This window comes from Methanobrevibacter sp., assembly GCF_045603845.1.
GTDB lineage: Archaea > Methanobacteriota > Methanobacteria > Methanobacteriales > Methanobacteriaceae > Methanocatella.
The window spans coordinates 17,800-34,489 of record NZ_JAZUMY010000017.1 but is presented as its reverse complement, the minus strand read 5'-3'; the positions used below and the strand labels follow the sequence as shown (position 1 = coordinate 34,489).

Below are 16,690 nucleotides of genomic sequence, written 5' to 3'. Positions count from 1 at the left end.
GTTAACACCACAGTGACAGACGTAAACACCTATCCTTAATTCTTCATTATTATCTCTTATTTCTTCTGCCATAATTTTCACCTTGTACAAGTGTGCGAAATTATCTAACATAGAGTTAGATATTAAATATGTAGTATGAACACATTAATAAAGGTTTCTGATAAAATATTGGAGTAAAGTATATATATGATGAGATAAAATATTTCTAAAAACAGCTTTAATTTAAAAATGAAGGATTTAAAAGCATTATTTATACTAAGATAAATTCTAATCAATAAATTTTAGGAAAACAAAAATTTAAATTATTTAAATTTTAGCAAATTTTGGCCTACAATAGCATCAAAATGACCGGCAGTGTAATCAGTGAAATAACAGTGTTTATAAGTATGCAATCTGATGTCAATTCATAATCCAACTTATACGTAATTGCCAATATCAAGGACAGCATACCTGACGGCATGGCAGCTTCAATGATAGAAACCTTGAACTGCAAGTCAACAAGACCCAGGAAAGATACAATGAAAAATGCAATTGCCGGAAACAATATTAATTTCATTATTGAAGTGAAAATAATCATGTTTTTGGAACGTTTGATACCGCTTAAATCAATTGAAATACCTAAAGACAGCATAATCAACGGTATAGTACCATTACCCAAATAATTAACAGTATTGTCAAGAACAGGACCTATAGGAATGTTAAGAATATTTAATAACAGGCCTAAAATTATAGCCCACAGCGGCGGGAAAAAAGCGATTTTCCTAACGGCTTTCTTTGGAGATCCGCCAAACTTCAAAACCAAAACAAAAGACAAAATTAAAAAGATTACGCTGGTTGCAATATCACAGAATATCGCTCTTAAAAAACCTTCACTACCATAAACACCAATATTGACAGGATAACCCATAAATGCAGTGTTAGCAATCATTATTGTTACCAGAACACTCCATAGTACTTTATCTGAAAGATTAAATCTTTTTAAAATGAAATATGAAATGATTCCAGTGATGAAAGATGAAGCCAAAATAACAAATGGAAGGATTCCAAGAGATGACATCAACGATAAATCTGCTGAATATAGAGCAGAAAAAATCATGCAGGGCAACAGAATGTTAATAACAATGTTGTTTAGAGAATCAACATCCTTAATGCTTAAAAAATCGATACGCTTAAGAAAATAACCCAAAGCAATCATTAATACAATTGACAAAATAGTTATTTCTACAGCATTCATTATAATAGATAGTTAATTAAGGTATATAAAATTTAAGAAAAAGAAATTTAGGGAAGGTATTTAGTCAACAATACCTTCATTAGTAATTTTGAATACACATTCACCTTCAGGTAAATGAGGGCTGTCCACTAAACGTGCAATTCTTTTACCTGCAAGTCCTTTTTTAAGCCAGATTCTGTAAGTGGAAGCGTGTCCTAAAACGTGACCACCGATTGCTTTTGTAGGACTTCCAAAGAATGAATCAGGTTTAGCTTGTACCTGGTTTGTAATAAATACTGCAACATTATATGTATTAGCAATTTGTTGAAGTGAATGTAAATGTTGGTTTAATTTTTGTTGCCTTACGGCCAATGATTCCCTTCCAACATATTCTGCTCTGAAATGAGCCATTAATGAGTCAACAATTACCAATTTAACATTAGTTCCAGATTGAATTAATTCATTGATTTTATCAACCATCAATATCTGATGTGCGGAATTGAATGCACGAGCAACGTGAATTCTTTGTAAAACGTCTTCAACATCTAATTCAAAACCGTTAGCGATTTGTTTAATTCTTTCAGGACGGAAAGTGTTTTCAGTGTCTACAAAAACACAATCTCCATCAAGACCGCCGAATTCTTCTGGCAATTGAACTGTTACAGCCAATTCATGTGAAATCTGACTTTTACCTGATCCGAATTCACCGAATACTTCAGTAATAGCTTGAGTTTCGATTCCTCCAGCAATCAAGTCATTGAATCCTTTACTTCCAACAGAAATATGGCCTACATCTTTTCTTCTTTCATCAACTTCCAATGCTGTTTCAAAACCGATGTCTTCAGCTTTACGTGCAGCTTCAATAACTTTTTCAGCGACACCTTCACCAATTTCTGCTTTAACTGATAATTCTTTAGGAGTAGCAGTAGCTAACCTCATCATATCTGCAAAACCTGCATCTCTTAATTTTTCTGCTGTTTTTTCACCAACGCTTGGTAAATCTTCTAATTCCACCATAATAATCCATCCTTAATTTATTTATAAATATTTTTGTAAAATCTTTTTAGGGCTAAGTCTTCTAGTTTCATTATATTCGTCAAAACGAACATTTGCAATTACTTCAACAGTTAAATCTTCTAAATCTTCAATTTTTCCGTCTAAAGCACCAGGGTCATCATCTGTAATGTCAATGATTTCCTCTTTAGACATTTCAAGAAGATCTTCAACAAGATTATCAAAGAATGTGATACCAATATCACCAGTATCGTCAGCTAAAGTAGCCGGAATCATAAGTGTAGTTCTTGGTTCGTCAAATTCTTCATTACAAAATGCGCATGTGGTCTCTTCATCGACTTCAACATCTCCGATGTTATTTCCGCAATGAGGACATTTTTTGAGAACTAAACGTTCTGGATTAATGTCATGAAGAGTTCCTGTGATGCGTACGTTAACGTCTTCATCTTCAATAGCTTCAATATCCTTTTGTACATAAATTGATTCTTTAAGTTCCTCAAGAGAAGGTAAGTTCAGCAATTCATCATCACTAGGTTTTACTATTGCAGCATTTCCTGATACATTTAAGCTTAACTGATCATTGTAATAGTCTACACGTGGATTTTGAATTTTGATAGCTTCTCCTTCATCAAATTCTCTTTTAGCATTTTCACCCCATAGGGTTACTCTAGCAGCTAAAGAGTTATCAGCTATCTCGATGTTTCTTAATAAATATTTGCTGCCGTCATCTCTTTCGAATTCACGAGCATCAAAGATTTCATAAATCCTACCTACAATGTAAACGTTCTCATCATACTCATCAATGTCTGAAATTTCACGATACTCATAAATCATCTTTTCAAGGGATTCGAATGAAGGCAAGAATTTAGCTTCTTCTTCTGATAATTTAATCATACGGGATGAAGATCCGATATTTAAATTAACTGAATCCATAGTAAATCTTAATCTGGCGTTTTCAATTAAATATGCTTCACCGACATTTATAGGAAGCTCTGTTCTGTCATCCCACAGGGATACTTGAATTACTTCAGAACCGTCGGAAACTGATGCTGAACGTACACGGCCTTCACTGCCATCGCTTGGTCTTTCGAATGTTCTGACATCACCGATTGACATTATTCTACCCATTACATCAACGTCAACATTTTCATCGTCTATTAAAAGAACCTGTTCTATTGGAATAGGCTGTAATGATTCTTTAATAGAAGTGAATATCATTGAATCCTCTTCAGATAAGTTTTTAGGATTTACAGTTATCTGAGTTGAGAAATTAGTGTTAATTGAATGGCCTTCTGCAGCATATTCATCGTAAACTACATTTCCACCGATTAATTTAACAATATCTCCTTTATTAATATTTAAATCAGCACTGTCTCCCCATAAAGTAACCCTTATGGAGTTAGTATCATCAGTAATGGTGAAATTTCTTAATTGACCATCACTGCCGTCAGATTTCCTTTTGAATTTCTTGATGTCTTGAATTTTGGTTACAACACCGATGATTGCAACATCTGAATCGCCATCATCCAACTCATCGATTTTTGAGAATTCATGAACAAAATCAGGAACGTCAAAGTCTCCTTTTATTATTCTTCCATCCCAATGGCTCAAAGATTTTTCATCGTTTCTTTCTCTTACCTGAGCCTGAAGGATTTTAACAGTATCACCATCATTTAAATCGAGACTTTCGATTAAATCAACGTTTTTGTTCCATAAAGTGTAAGAAATAGTTCCGGATTCATCCTGAAGCTCCAAGGAAGCAACTTTACCTTCCTTGCCGTTTTTACTATATGATCTTATTGCAGGTATTCTGACTATTCTTGCGATAACATTAACTGTGGTGTCACCTTTAACATCTTTAATTGGAGTAATCTCTTCAACGTATTCAGGATAATCGGCAGGGTCTGCATCGACGATTTTTTCAAATACTGATCTTGGCCTCATAGTTGCTTCAAGTCCTGAAAAGCCATCCTTAATATCCACTCCACCGACATGGACAATGTCTCCTTCGGAAATATTTTTCAGATGCTTGATATTTTCGGTCCATAACACTACACGAATGCTTCCTGTGTTATCTGCAACTTCAACATTACATACTTTTCCGGCCTTATTCTTTTTAGTGGTGAAAGATTTAGGATTACTTATGATTTTTACAACACCGGTGAATGATTTATCCTTGTCACCATCTTCAAGCAATCCGATGCCTTCTGAGGAATACTCTTCCCTTTCAGTTATCATTTCATTATCTTTTTCAACATATTGGCCGATGATTTGATCTGCAAAAGTTTCCTCATTCATAAATGAAACCTCTGCATTTTCTTTTTTCAGCTCGTTCATCTTAGCTAAAAATTCATCCTGAGAAAGGTAATCTTTGACTTCCTCATATTTCTTTAAAAGTTCATCGGTCATTACTACTTCTTCAAAAGAAGAATCTTCATTTTCATCAGCAGAACTTTTAGCTGATGAGATATCGCTTGCACCAATATGGTTGGTTACAACATCCTTTGCTATATCAACTTCATTCATAAAAGGTAAATCTTCATAATTTGGACGAATTTCATCCATTTCAGCTAAAAATTCTTCTTCAGAGAGTATATCTTTGACTTTATTGTATTGTTCTAAAATTTCTTTTTCCATACCAAACCCCTCATTAGAAAGTTAATTATTATTATGTAATTTCTTATAATATAAGTGATGTGGGAGAGCATTTGAACAGTATTCAGCGATTCAAAAATTGATTAAAATAGCTTAAATTTTGATTAAATGAATAAAAATGGGACAGTTATTAATATGCATTTGGATTTTTCTTTACAACAGTTTTTATCATTATTCCTAAATCCAAACCCATGTGCCAGTTTTCTACGTACTCAATATCATATTCTATACGTTTTTTAATGGAAGTATCTCCTCTGCAGCCATGTATTTGAGCCCAACCGGTAAGACCTGGCCTAACCTGATGCTTGACCATGTACTTAGGAATTTCCTTTCTGAACTCTTCGACAAAATATGGCCTTTCAGGTCTTGGACCGACGACACTCATTTCCCCTTTAAGTACATTGAAAAATTGAGGCAGCTCATCAATACTGGTTCTTCTGATGATTTCACCAACCTTTGTTTTTCTCGGATCGTCCTTTGTAGTCCATTCGGATTTTTCATCGCTTGGGCTTTGAACCCTCATACTGCGGAATTTATACATATAGAACGGTTTGCCGTGGTGACCTATTCTTTCCTGCTTAAAAATTATTGGTCCTTTGGAAGTTAACTTGATTGCAATAGCTGTAATAATCATTATCGGAGAAGTGATTATAATGGCTATTATGGCAATGATATAATCGGAAATATACTTTAAAGCCTTGTTGAATGAATCATCCAAAGGCACATAACGTATATTGATAATCGGAATATCTTCAATCATGTCAACGGAAGGCTGAGCCGGGAAATACCTGATATAATCCGGAATTATTTCCGCCTTGATACCGACACGTTCACAGCTTTCCACCAGTTCATCTATCTTGTAATAATATTTCAACGGAATTGCAAGAACAACCCTGTCATAGTCATTATTTTCCAGAACATAATCCAAATCGGAAAATGATCCTATGATTTTACTTCCTTCAATTTCCATGCCTACGCGATTGCTTCTGCCTAAAAATCCGCTGATGTCAAAACCCAAATACGGATTATTTCTGATTTTACGTGCAAAAGTGAATGCCAAATCATTATCTCCGACAATCAGAATATGTTTGATGTTTCTATTGTCGCTGCGGATTTTTTTCAGGAAACTTCTAATTACAAATCTTTCAATGATTCCGAATATTGTTGCTACAATTCCCAAAAGGAACAGCATTATTCTGGAAAAATCCGGCTGGTTTAAGATAAATAATATTGCAACCAATACAACGAATGCCACAATATTGACTTTTATGATTTGAGTGGCTTCAGAAAATATCGTTTTATAGGTTCTGCGAGGCTTATATAATCCAAAAGAGAAATATAATATTAGATAAACAGGAATAACTGCAAATATCAAAAATAAAGCATAATATTGGAGAGGAAGATGTCCCCCAATAGGCCCGAACATCGTGGTTTTAAAACGTAGCCACCAGGAAACGGACAAAGATACTGCAACGACTACAATATCCAATAAAACCATAATGAAATTAAACCATCTTTGATTTTCTCTTATCATACATTTACCCCAAAATCAGCTTAATATAATGGTATGAATTTCATATAATATTTAATTTTTCTTTTTAAAAATATTTAAAAAAAGCTTCAATATGCATAAAAGGGCAATTCCCAAATAGACAACAAAATTAACTATGAAATTGGACTCGCCGGAATGATGTTTTTTATAATAAATGTACATTGCCCGATAAAATTCATAGATAAGTTTAGGCCTTTGTTTTTTACTGCTGGCACCCTTAAAATGAGTTATTTTATCCTTTCCATAGTAAACGATTTTCCATCCGGCATTTTTTATCCTGTAACATAAGTCAATGTCTTCGCCATACATGAAAAATGTCTCATCCAGTAAGCCGACTTCATCCAGGACCTCTTTTCTTGTAAAGATAAATGCACCGGTCAGACAGTCGATCTCATAAATGCCGTCATCATCCAGATTATCCAAATTGTAATTGTCATCCTTACTTTTTGTCGGAATATGGAACAGCCTGAAAAATGAGTTTTTGACATTCGGAAAACTTCTCCTGCACGCTTTATCAAGAGTATTATCCTCAAGCAATACCTGACAGCCGCATGCACCAACATCCGGATTGTTTTCCATAAATCCATAAATATCCTCCAGCGTGTTTTCCCAAAGGATAGTGTCTGAATTTAAAAGCAGCACATATTTTGAATCAACTGTCCTTAAAGCCAGGTTATTTCCTGAAGCAAAACCATTGTTTTTTGGACTGGATATGAATTTTACCCTATCCTTGAAGTATTCCTTGAGTTTAAAAAGACTGTCATCGACCGAAGCGTTATCGACAACGACAATTTCAACATTGAACGGGTATGAATATGCCAAGATGGAATTAACAGTGTTTTTTGTTAATTCAAACGTTCCATAATTTACGATGACAATTGATAAATCCATAAAACTCACTTTCTTAAGAAATTTAATGTATTGACTATTAATTTGTATTCTAATCTAAAATAATTTTTCAGGTTTGATTTTTTGAAACTAACCTTTTGAAGCTTTGATTTTGATGATAATCCTTCTTTAATACCTCTCAAATAAGTTGAGCCAAATCCTTTTTTCAAAAAGAAAACATATTTGATTGCGAAACCAAAAAACAAAAAGATAAAATTAATGATTTTAAGCGGAATCGGCAGATTCTTATAAACTGTCCACACATTATTTCTGGCAGCGATTTTTACCTTGAAATCATTGTATCTACTGCCGCTTGTTGCACTTCCGATATGATATACAATAGCTTCAGGGCACAGTAAATTCCTATAGCCGTTTATTTGAGAACGGACAGCCAAATCAACATCTTCCATGTATGCAAAATAATTTTCATCAAAAAGCCCTAATTTATCCAAAACGGATTTTTTATACAATGCGGCACCTGCACAGCTTGAAAAAATCTCACAAACATTATTATATTTATCTGAATCCTGATTTTCACCCGTCTTTTTAGTCCATGCAAGCAAATTGTATTCGTCTCCCGCATCGTCTATAAGAGACCTGTTATCTGCCTTCAACATTTTGGCCTGAACTGAAAAAACGTCATCCTGACTGATCAGCTCAAGCATAGGCTTTATGGAACCTTCCTTAATCTCAGTGTCATTGTTTAAAGAGAAAATAAAATCGTGTCTTGCCTTTAAAATTCCCTGATTGACAGCCTTTGCAAATCCCAAGTTTTCATCATTTTTGATGATAACAACCGGAAAATTAAAGGATGAGTTTTCAATATAATTTAGACTGGAATCAGTGGATCCGTTGTCCACTATTATTACCTCACCAATGCATTCGCTGTCAGCGTTAAGTGAATCGAAATATTTCTTAAGGAATTTCGCCCCGTTATAATTTGGTGTTACTACTGAAACTTTCATAATATCTAAATCGAATTTTTAAATTTTTTCCACAATTTATAATATAATTTCGGATTAAATAAAAATAACTTAATTTTAAAGGCAAATTTCCTATCCCCTCTAAAATTAGACAATTTATCGAATAAGTCCAGCTCATTCATTTTGCCAATCACTTCATCATAATCGTAGTCATTATAAAAAAAGTAGTTCATATTCCCGAAAATGGCCCTTGGAATTCTTGAGCTACGTATTAACTCAACCAAATCCGGATGAGAGTTTTCTCTAAAAAATTCTCCCAAATCCTCTAAAACAGGAATGAAATCAAATCGCTTAAGTTTTGAAGTGTTTATTAATGATTCCTGATGCTGAAGATAATAATATGTTATTTCATCGCTTATCTTAATGGTATCGCCATAAATCAATGCCCTTAAAGCAAAATCAGAATCTTCACCATAGCTTATGTCTTCACGAAATCTTAAGCCATGATTTTTAATGATATCCCGCTTATATGACAACTGGACAAAATTAAAGGGTACTTTCATCTCAAGTTCCAGCTTTATGAAATCCTTGGCACTGATTTCTTCAACGCCATAAACATGAGGACTGGATACGTTTTGACCCTCATTTTTAATCATTTGAATCAAACTGAAATCATAATCCGGATTATAAAGCTCAGACAAATGATTAGTCAATATATAATCATCTCCATCAACGAATACTATATATTCACCGCAGGCTTCTTCAATTCCCCTATTTCTGGCAACACTAACTCCGGAATTTTCCTGATGAATTATTTTATGGGAAATGGATGAATCGGCAAATGTTTCTTTTATTATTCTTAATGAATCATCTGTCGAACCGTCATCTATTACAATGACTTCATAATCATCGAAATTCTGATTGATAATCGAATCCAAGGTGGCTTGAATATATTCCTGTTCATTATAAACCGGAAGTATAACGCTTATTTTAATATCATTCATTTTTTCCACCTTCATTTAATGTAAAATCAACGATTCGTTTAGAAGCATCACCGTCAACCATGTCAAATTGGGTTTTTAGAAATGAATCAAGATTAGATGTGTCAATATCTTCCTGCAATACATCGATTAATTCATCACCGCTATAAACGATGGGACCCGGAAGATCATTTTTATAATCCAGATAGAAACCACGTTCATTTGACAGATAATTGTCTAAATCATATGCAAAAAATATGATCGGCTTGTTTAACATTGCAAATTCAATCATTATGGATGAATAATCTGTTATTAATATATCGGATATCAGCAGCAATTCCTGTTCGTTTTTATAGTCACTGCAATCTATATAATCTCCATCAACAGAAATGTCTTGTGAGTAAAACTTTTTAATTTTCGGATGGAGCCTTAATGCCAAAACATACTCGTCGGAGAGGTGTTCATTGAACTTTTCCAGATTCAGATAATTGAAAACATTATTAAACTCCTTATTTTCCCTAAAAGTAGGTGCATACAATATAATTTTTTTATCTGAATTCAAATCATATTTTTTATTGAAGTTTTCTCTTAACTTATGAATGTCATGATTTTTAAAGTAATAATCAGCTCTTGGAAGACCTAAGGGTTTAATCTTGGACTTATCGATTTGGAAAGCTTCACTATAATAATCTTCAATATGCTTGGAAGTGACAATCAGGAAATTGGTGTTATTTGAGATTAACTTAAGCATTTCCCTGTTTTCAACACTGCCTCCGAATTTTTTAAAGGCTCCAGGAGCATGCCATAATTGAATAACCAAAGTTTTCTTTGAGAATTTCATGAATGCAATTGGAAAAAAGTTATCGTTTAGAAATACGTATTTTGAAGTAGCCAATTTTTTCAGGGAAGAAAATGACAATTTATCCTTATAATAAAAATTAAATTCATAGTTTTCCCTTTTTTCAAATTCTTCCTTAATGTATTCCAGATTTCCGCTAAAAGATTCATTTGAATCTATGATAAATGAAACCAAATTGTTATTGACTGGAAATTTAGCGAAAACATTGAATATTTTTCCAAATATCTTGTGCTTTAAATACATTAAACTACCTCTCTGATTTTCTAAAAGCATCTGTAAATCTATTCAGGATTCCGCGATACCTTTTGATTGAACTGATAATATTTACGGTTTCTGCATAATCATCTGCTAAAATAGGCTCAGTCAAGTTTGAATAAATCCTTTCATTGAATCCAGGAACAGTTTTTACGTTTTTCTTGAGAAGAGGATTGATATATTCAATCAGTTCCCGCTTATCATCATCGGAAATATCACTGAGAACCAAACTGGTCAGCCAGTAAACGAAGTGCATATTGAAGATATCGGAATAATATTCGGCCAAATCAGAATCGGCTAAAAACTTATCCAATTCATAATATCCTTCTACCATCTTGCCCAAGTATTTCTTATTTCTGATGTGAATGGTTGATCTATCTCCCTCGACATTACGGATATTATAATTGTAACTAAAGAAATCGTCCAGATAGTAAGTGCATTTTGATTTTAATAAAGAGACAATATACACATATAAATCTTCAGCCAGCATTCCCTGCAGAAAATGGATGTCATTTTCAATGAGGAAATCCTTTCTAAAAAGCTTGCACCATATAGCCGGGTCTATTGTGAAAAAACGCTCATCATCGGTGAAATTGTTAATCAGAGCATTTTCGCCATCGAATACCGTTGTGACTTCCACCCTTTTAGACGGGAAAATCTTATAATAGTTAGTAATGAGCATGTCGACATCCTTATCCTTAGCCGCATCATACATGATTTCAAAAGCTTCTGGAACATATGTATCGTCATGATCTGAGAAAACGACATACTCCGCATCGGACAAATCCAAACCTATATTACGTCCCTTACCCGGAAATCCGTTATTTTCATCCAAAAATATTGATTTGACATTTGAAAAATTTTTATCGAACAGTTCAAGCAGATATAAAGTATATTCATCGTCAGAATTATCATCGACAAAAATCACTTGAATATTTTCAAAACCTATGCTTTGATACATCATTGAATCAAAAAAGGCATTTAAAAATAAACCTGAATTATATGTCGGGACAACAACGCTTACTTTATATTTATCCATATTATCTTCCCAATTTATTCTTTATTCTTGAAAACAAACTTCTGTCATTCATATTTTTCTGGATTTTTCCCAATCTGTTGGATTCCAAAACCGCTTCATCAAATTCCTGATTTAATATTAATTCAACTAACTTATTATATCTTTTTTTGAAGTAAGGGTCCTCACTGTAATACTTAGTAAATATATTTCTTGACTTTATAAATAATTCTTTTTTATCGCTGTCGCTTAGCTTTGATAATACAATAGTGTACAGCCAGGAAGTGAGGTGGCTTCTGAAAATCAATTCGCCATATGAAGTATGATTTAACTCAACAAGCATTCCATCAATTTTGTAATAACCGTTTAGAATAGCTTCTATGTATTTGCGGTTCCTTACATGAATAGTTGACTTGTCATGCTCACTATCCCTTATTTTATAGTTATATGAATAGAAATTGTTAAGATAAACTATGCCATCTGCCTTCAAACATGAATAGGTGGCAACATAAACATCCTCCGCCAGCATTCCTTCCAGAAAGGAAATGTTATTGTTTATGAGGAAGTCTTTTCTGAATAATCTTGTCCATATGGCCGCAGGAACCCTCAAAAGATTTTCATCTTCAGATATGCTGGAAACTCTGATTTCACCAGCATCTCCATAAATTGATTTGAAAGGTATTGTTTTATCACTGTAAACCTGATTGAAATTGGAAATTAACATGTCATTTCCGATTATCTTACTGCACATAACTTCAAAGGCATCATGAGCATATGTATCATCATGGTCTGCAAAAATTACATAATCAGCATTTGCCATGTTTAGACCAATGTTTCTGCCGGTTCCCGGAAATCCAGAATTTTTATCAGAAAACACTACTTTTACATTATCATAGGCATCATCCAAATCCTTCAATAGCTTTAAAGTATACTCATCAGTCGAATTGTCATCTGCAAAAATGACTTCAACGTTTTCAAAGCCTATGCTTTGGGACTTGATGGAATCTAAAAATTCGTTTAGATAATCCCCAGTATTATAAGTGGAAACAATAACAGTAATTTTGTAATTTGACATTTTAATCAGTTAAATCATTATATAAATCGATGTAATTATCACACATTTCATTTATATCTTTAAATTTAATCTTTGAAATATTTGATACCTTGTCCAGATAATCTTTTTGCTCAATATTTATTAAAAATTCATAGATATCCTCAGGATTTCTATAATCAACCAGCCATCCGGCATTAGATTCATTAATTCTTTCTCTTAAAGCCCCCAAATCACTAGCTATAACAGGAAGTCCAGCCATCCATGATTCCGTTAAAGTATACGAATATGTTTCTGGACAGGTCGACAGAATCAGCGATAGTGAGGGTTTGATTTCATCAACGATTTTATTGAAATCCTTTCTTTCATATCTTCCATGATTTATTCCATATTTATTCAGATTAGGAATTGTTGTTCCCAAAAGATGCAGTTCCAATAGATTATCCTTATCTAACTTTTTAATCTCCTTAATTAACAGAGACCCCTTGTGTGGAGATACATGGCCCGGAACTAAAACTTTAATAGGTTTTGAAGACAATTGGGCATTGACTGGATGTTTATTGACATTAACGCCATGTTCTATTAACTTAAAATTATCAATTTCAGGAAAAATTTCTTTATATAAATCAATTACGCTTTGAGTAGGCGCTATATTGTAAGAAGATTTGTCCAATAAGTCTTTAGAAAATTTACGCCATTTTTCAAGAATATCATTATTGGATAAGGTGTCATCCCTAGAGATTCCGCCACAATTTTCGCATTCAAAGCCACAGTATTGATAATTTTTATCAACTAAATGTATAGATGGACATATATAATAGAAGTCATGTAGACTAAGTAAAAATGGAATTGATTTTTTTGTGATAACATCAATTAAATCAAAACTATGATTAATTAAATGATTGATATGAACCAGACTTATGTTTAATTTTGAAAGGATTTCATCGTAAACGATAGCCAAATCTTCATTGAAAAATATCTCATCGAAACCTCTTTGGGAAATCACATTGCCATCATTGTCAATGACCGAAAAATCCGTATTAAAAGCAATAGAATAATTGGCAATTTTCTCCAAACCATTTCTAAACTGCCATAACTCAACATCTTCACCGTCAGAAGTTAAAATAAACGCATTATACTCATCAGGCAAATTCTGAATAATATCCATATTTAAAAATCCGGTTCCCCCGACAGTTCCAATCTTTTCATGAAGAACAAAGAGAATGTTTTTACCAGATTCTCCGTATTTAGACAAATCGACTTTTTCAGGCCTTATTAACCTATTTTCATTAATTCCGTATAATGCATAATGAAGCAGGGGGTTAATCTCTACATCGTCATAGTGATTTCTGTAAAATATGCCATCAAATTCATCATTGGGCTTTTTTCCTTCATCAAATCCGAAAAAAATGTAATGTAGCAAAGGATCCATATTTGAAATTTTAACCTTAGGATACTTCTCCAGATAATATTCATCATCGAACAGATTGTTTTTGCGAACAGCTTTATATCCCCCAATGATTTCCTTGGCCTTACGTTCATCATTGACTTTATAGGAAATATATTTGGCTGGAAATTTAGCAAAAACTTTATTTTTAAAACTCATATCCATCAATTAAAATCTTTTCAAGCTTGTCTAAAAACTCAGATGCAAAATCATTTTCAATATAAATGTCACTGTCAGTACTTTTATCAAATGAAAGGGTAATATCGAAATCTGAGTTTACAGTATTTTCATCAATTACTAAAACCTTAACGATGTCTGCTCTTGAAATTAACTCATTAACATCATATTTGTCTGTGAATGAAAGTAAAATATCGGATGAATTGCCAATATAGTAATTCTTCATGTTGGTAATCAGTTCAACGGAAAATCCAAGTTCATTGAATTTTTTAGATATTTCAGAAATAATTTCCCGGTTTTCAGTGAAATTATCATCAACAATCGTGATTTTAAGTTTTTTATCTGTGAAAAATCCTTTATTGTTAATCTTATCCAAAAGTAAATTTCTTGAAAGGAACTGACCCCATTTATTCCAGAATGTAGAATAGTTATGCTTATCATTTTCAAAATAGCTTTCAGACTTGACCCTGGTGCTTGATTCATGATGGAAAAGCAATGAATTTGCAGCGAACATCACGTCAAAGTCATTCTGATATAACTTTAAGCAGAAATCAACGTCTTCAAGTCCGTAATTATAGTCTTCACATAGCCCGCCCAAATCATCATAAATCTCTTTATCAACAAGCATTACCGCACCGGTAACCGCAATGCAACAGTTGTTTTGAGTCAATGTGGAATCAAAAATGTCCAATTTTGAATTGGATTTATTTACGGCATATAAACAGCAGGGATACATTCTTTCTGCAAATATATCTCCGCTATGCTGAATTGAATATGATTTTTCACGATTTTCAGTGAAATAATAAGGGAAAACAAGTTTTGCGCCGACACATGCGACATTTTCATTATTTACAATGCTTCCCACCAATTCATTTAGCCATCCGTAAGTAGGTTCAATGTCATTGTTCAACAACAACAAATAATCTCCATTGGCGATTTTGGCCGCATCATTGTTTCCTTTAGAAAAGCTGACATTAATATCGTTTTCTATAATTCTTATAGGTAAATCCAAGCTTTTAAGATATTCGACTGACTCATCTGAAGACGCATTGTCTACAACAATGATTTCATAATTAGAATAATTGGTTTTCTTGTCAAAATCCCTGAATAATCTTTTTAAATGATTGATGCCGTCCCTATTAAGAATGATAATTGAAACCAATGGTTCATCTTCAAAATGATAATTGGATAAAAACGGCAAATTGCTTTCACAAATTTCGTCCTTTCTTCTTATGGAATAGGAATTCTGGATAACTTTGCCTTCATTAACGCCATAGGCAATATAATGAAGCAATGGATTGATACCAGCCTGTTTGACATCAGGATAAGCCTTTAAATAAAAATCATCGTCAAACTCCAAACTTGGTGACTTTCCTTCCTTAAAGCCTTTCACCAGATAATGAGTCAAACCGTCTCCTGAAACATCATCGTAAGTTTTTAAATAAAAATCCTCATCATATAATCCTGAACGCTTTATTTCATCGTAAAACTTGAAGCAACGGGCTGAGGATTTATAATCGAAATGAGATTGAGTCAGTAATGAAACTATATTTTTTCCCATTTAATCACCATTATTCCTTAAATTTCTAAGTTTGCTAGTTAATTTCCATGATGTAGAGTTTCTGATACCTTCAATTTCCCTATCCCAATGATTTCTAACTTGATTAAGAGCTTCAGCCTCATCCCTTAATGCGTCAATATCATTAAATAAAAGTGAAATCTCTTCCTTAGTCAATGTATTCGTATCCTGAATATTGCCCTCAAGAGATTTGATTAAATTTCTGCTTGTGATATAATCATCGACTTCAACATTATGGTGATATTCACCTTCTTTTTTCCAGTAATCGTTAATCCAATAATATTCTGAGGCTACAGACGGATGAAAATCATTTTTCCACATCAGATACGTAAAACTGAGTTGATCCTGATTGGTGAAATTAATTATCTCTTCCCACCACTGTTCCATCAAAGTGACAATGGTCGGATTATTATGCTGTCTAAAAATAGCCCCTAAAACAGGTAAACCATAATGATATGGCATTCCTTCTTTCTTATAAGTATCAACCTGTTTTAAGATAGTGTAGTTTGAATATCTTGGAAATTGTATTGAGCTGTTTGCCTCATCGAAAATACAGTCACGCTCCGGATGGACAACATTCAACATTGGAGAATTTATGTATTTTGAGACATACTCTCTGATGCTTCCAACAATCTTAAAGGAACCGTCAAGCCAAAAGCTATATTTATAGTCCGGAAAATACTTATTTGGAAATACCTTATATTGTTTTGCTATCCTGTTATCATCTAATGTTGAATCCTCCATTTGAATTATTTCCCATGTATCTGACTTTAAATCTGGATTTTGACAGAAACAGACATACCTGCAATTATCATCAATGAATTCAGGCTCTTTAAGTGAATCATAATCTCCAGTAAAAGCAGTGTAAATAACGATTTCGTTATCTTCAATATCTTCAATCAGCTTTTCATCCACTTCCAGAGTAGGTTGAAATAAATCACTTAAAATAAAACTGTCCACATTAGATTCATATCTGGCTTTTATTACTTCATAAGGATCTACATTTTCATTCATAAAAATCAGCAAAACAAAATTTATATTAGTAAATCTCTTTTTGATATTAATTAAATATATCTAAAAAT

13 protein-coding genes are annotated in these 16,690 nt (G+C 33.1%); all 13 read right to left on the bottom strand.

The features are described 5' to 3' along the window. Nucleotides 1-328: 328 nt before the first annotated feature. Nucleotides 329-1,234: an AEC family transporter gene (locus ACKI2W_RS02020; RefSeq protein WP_407378868.1), complete on the bottom strand. Its 906-nt coding sequence runs from the start codon at nt 1,232-1,234 to the stop codon at nt 329-331. A gap of 60 nt (nt 1,235-1,294) precedes the next feature. Beyond that, on the bottom strand, nt 1,295-2,230 hold the full coding sequence (gene radA, locus ACKI2W_RS02015; RefSeq protein WP_407378867.1) for a DNA repair and recombination protein RadA: 936 nt from the start codon (nt 2,228-2,230) through the stop codon (nt 1,295-1,297). Between the two features lie 21 nt (nt 2,231-2,251). Next, nucleotides 2,252-4,864 carry an OB-fold nucleic acid binding domain-containing protein gene (locus ACKI2W_RS02010; RefSeq protein ID WP_407378866.1) on the bottom strand — a complete coding sequence of 871 codons (2,613 nt, stop codon included), beginning with the start codon at nt 4,862-4,864 and terminating at the stop codon, nt 2,252-2,254. A gap of 148 nt (nt 4,865-5,012) precedes the next feature. Continuing rightward, the gene (locus tag ACKI2W_RS02005; protein WP_407378865.1) at nt 5,013-6,416 is read right to left on the bottom strand and encodes an undecaprenyl-phosphate glucose phosphotransferase; all 1,404 of its coding nucleotides are present in this window, start codon (nt 6,414-6,416) and stop codon (nt 5,013-5,015) included. Nucleotides 6,417-6,467: 51 nt separating this feature from the next. Next, nucleotides 6,468-7,325 carry a glycosyltransferase family 2 protein gene (locus tag ACKI2W_RS02000; protein ID WP_407378864.1) on the bottom strand — a complete coding sequence of 286 codons (858 nt, stop codon included), beginning with the start codon at nt 7,323-7,325 and terminating at the stop codon, nt 6,468-6,470. Nucleotides 7,326-7,330: 5 nt separating this feature from the next. Continuing rightward, nucleotides 7,331-8,287: a glycosyltransferase family 2 protein gene (locus tag ACKI2W_RS01995; protein WP_407378863.1), complete on the bottom strand. Its 957-nt coding sequence runs from the start codon at nt 8,285-8,287 to the stop codon at nt 7,331-7,333. A 5-nt stretch (nt 8,288-8,292) separates the two neighbouring features. Beyond that, nucleotides 8,293-9,249 (bottom strand): glycosyltransferase family 2 protein, encoded by a 957-nt coding sequence (locus ACKI2W_RS01990; protein ID WP_407378862.1) that lies wholly within the window; start codon nt 9,247-9,249, stop codon nt 8,293-8,295. Next, complete coding sequence (locus tag ACKI2W_RS01985) at nt 9,242-10,327, bottom strand: CDP-glycerol glycerophosphotransferase family protein (protein WP_407378861.1); 1,086 nt, start codon at nt 10,325-10,327, stop codon at nt 9,242-9,244. The genes ACKI2W_RS01990 and ACKI2W_RS01985 overlap by 8 nt, the downstream gene beginning before the upstream one ends. Before the next feature lie 4 nt (nt 10,328-10,331). Beyond that, nucleotides 10,332-11,378, bottom strand: a complete 1,047-nt coding sequence (locus ACKI2W_RS01980) for a glycosyltransferase family 2 protein (RefSeq protein ID WP_407378860.1) — start codon at nt 11,376-11,378, stop codon at nt 10,332-10,334. Nucleotide 11,379: 1 nt separating this feature from the next. Next, the gene (locus ACKI2W_RS01975) at nt 11,380-12,429 is read right to left on the bottom strand and encodes a glycosyltransferase family 2 protein (RefSeq protein ID WP_407378859.1); all 1,050 of its coding nucleotides are present in this window, start codon (nt 12,427-12,429) and stop codon (nt 11,380-11,382) included. Nucleotide 12,430: 1 nt separating this feature from the next. Continuing rightward, nucleotides 12,431-14,011 carry a glycosyltransferase gene (locus ACKI2W_RS01970; RefSeq protein ID WP_407378858.1) on the bottom strand — a complete coding sequence of 527 codons (1,581 nt, stop codon included), beginning with the start codon at nt 14,009-14,011 and terminating at the stop codon, nt 12,431-12,433. Further along, a complete protein-coding gene (locus tag ACKI2W_RS01965) occupies nt 14,001-15,590 on the bottom strand; it encodes a glycosyltransferase family 2 protein (RefSeq protein ID WP_407378857.1) in 1,590 nt (529 codons plus the stop codon). The genes ACKI2W_RS01970 and ACKI2W_RS01965 overlap by 11 nt, the downstream gene beginning before the upstream one ends. After that, complete coding sequence (locus tag ACKI2W_RS01960) at nt 15,591-16,622, bottom strand: glycosyltransferase domain-containing protein (RefSeq protein WP_407378856.1); 1,032 nt, start codon at nt 16,620-16,622, stop codon at nt 15,591-15,593. Between the last annotated feature and the right edge of the window lie 68 nt (nt 16,623-16,690).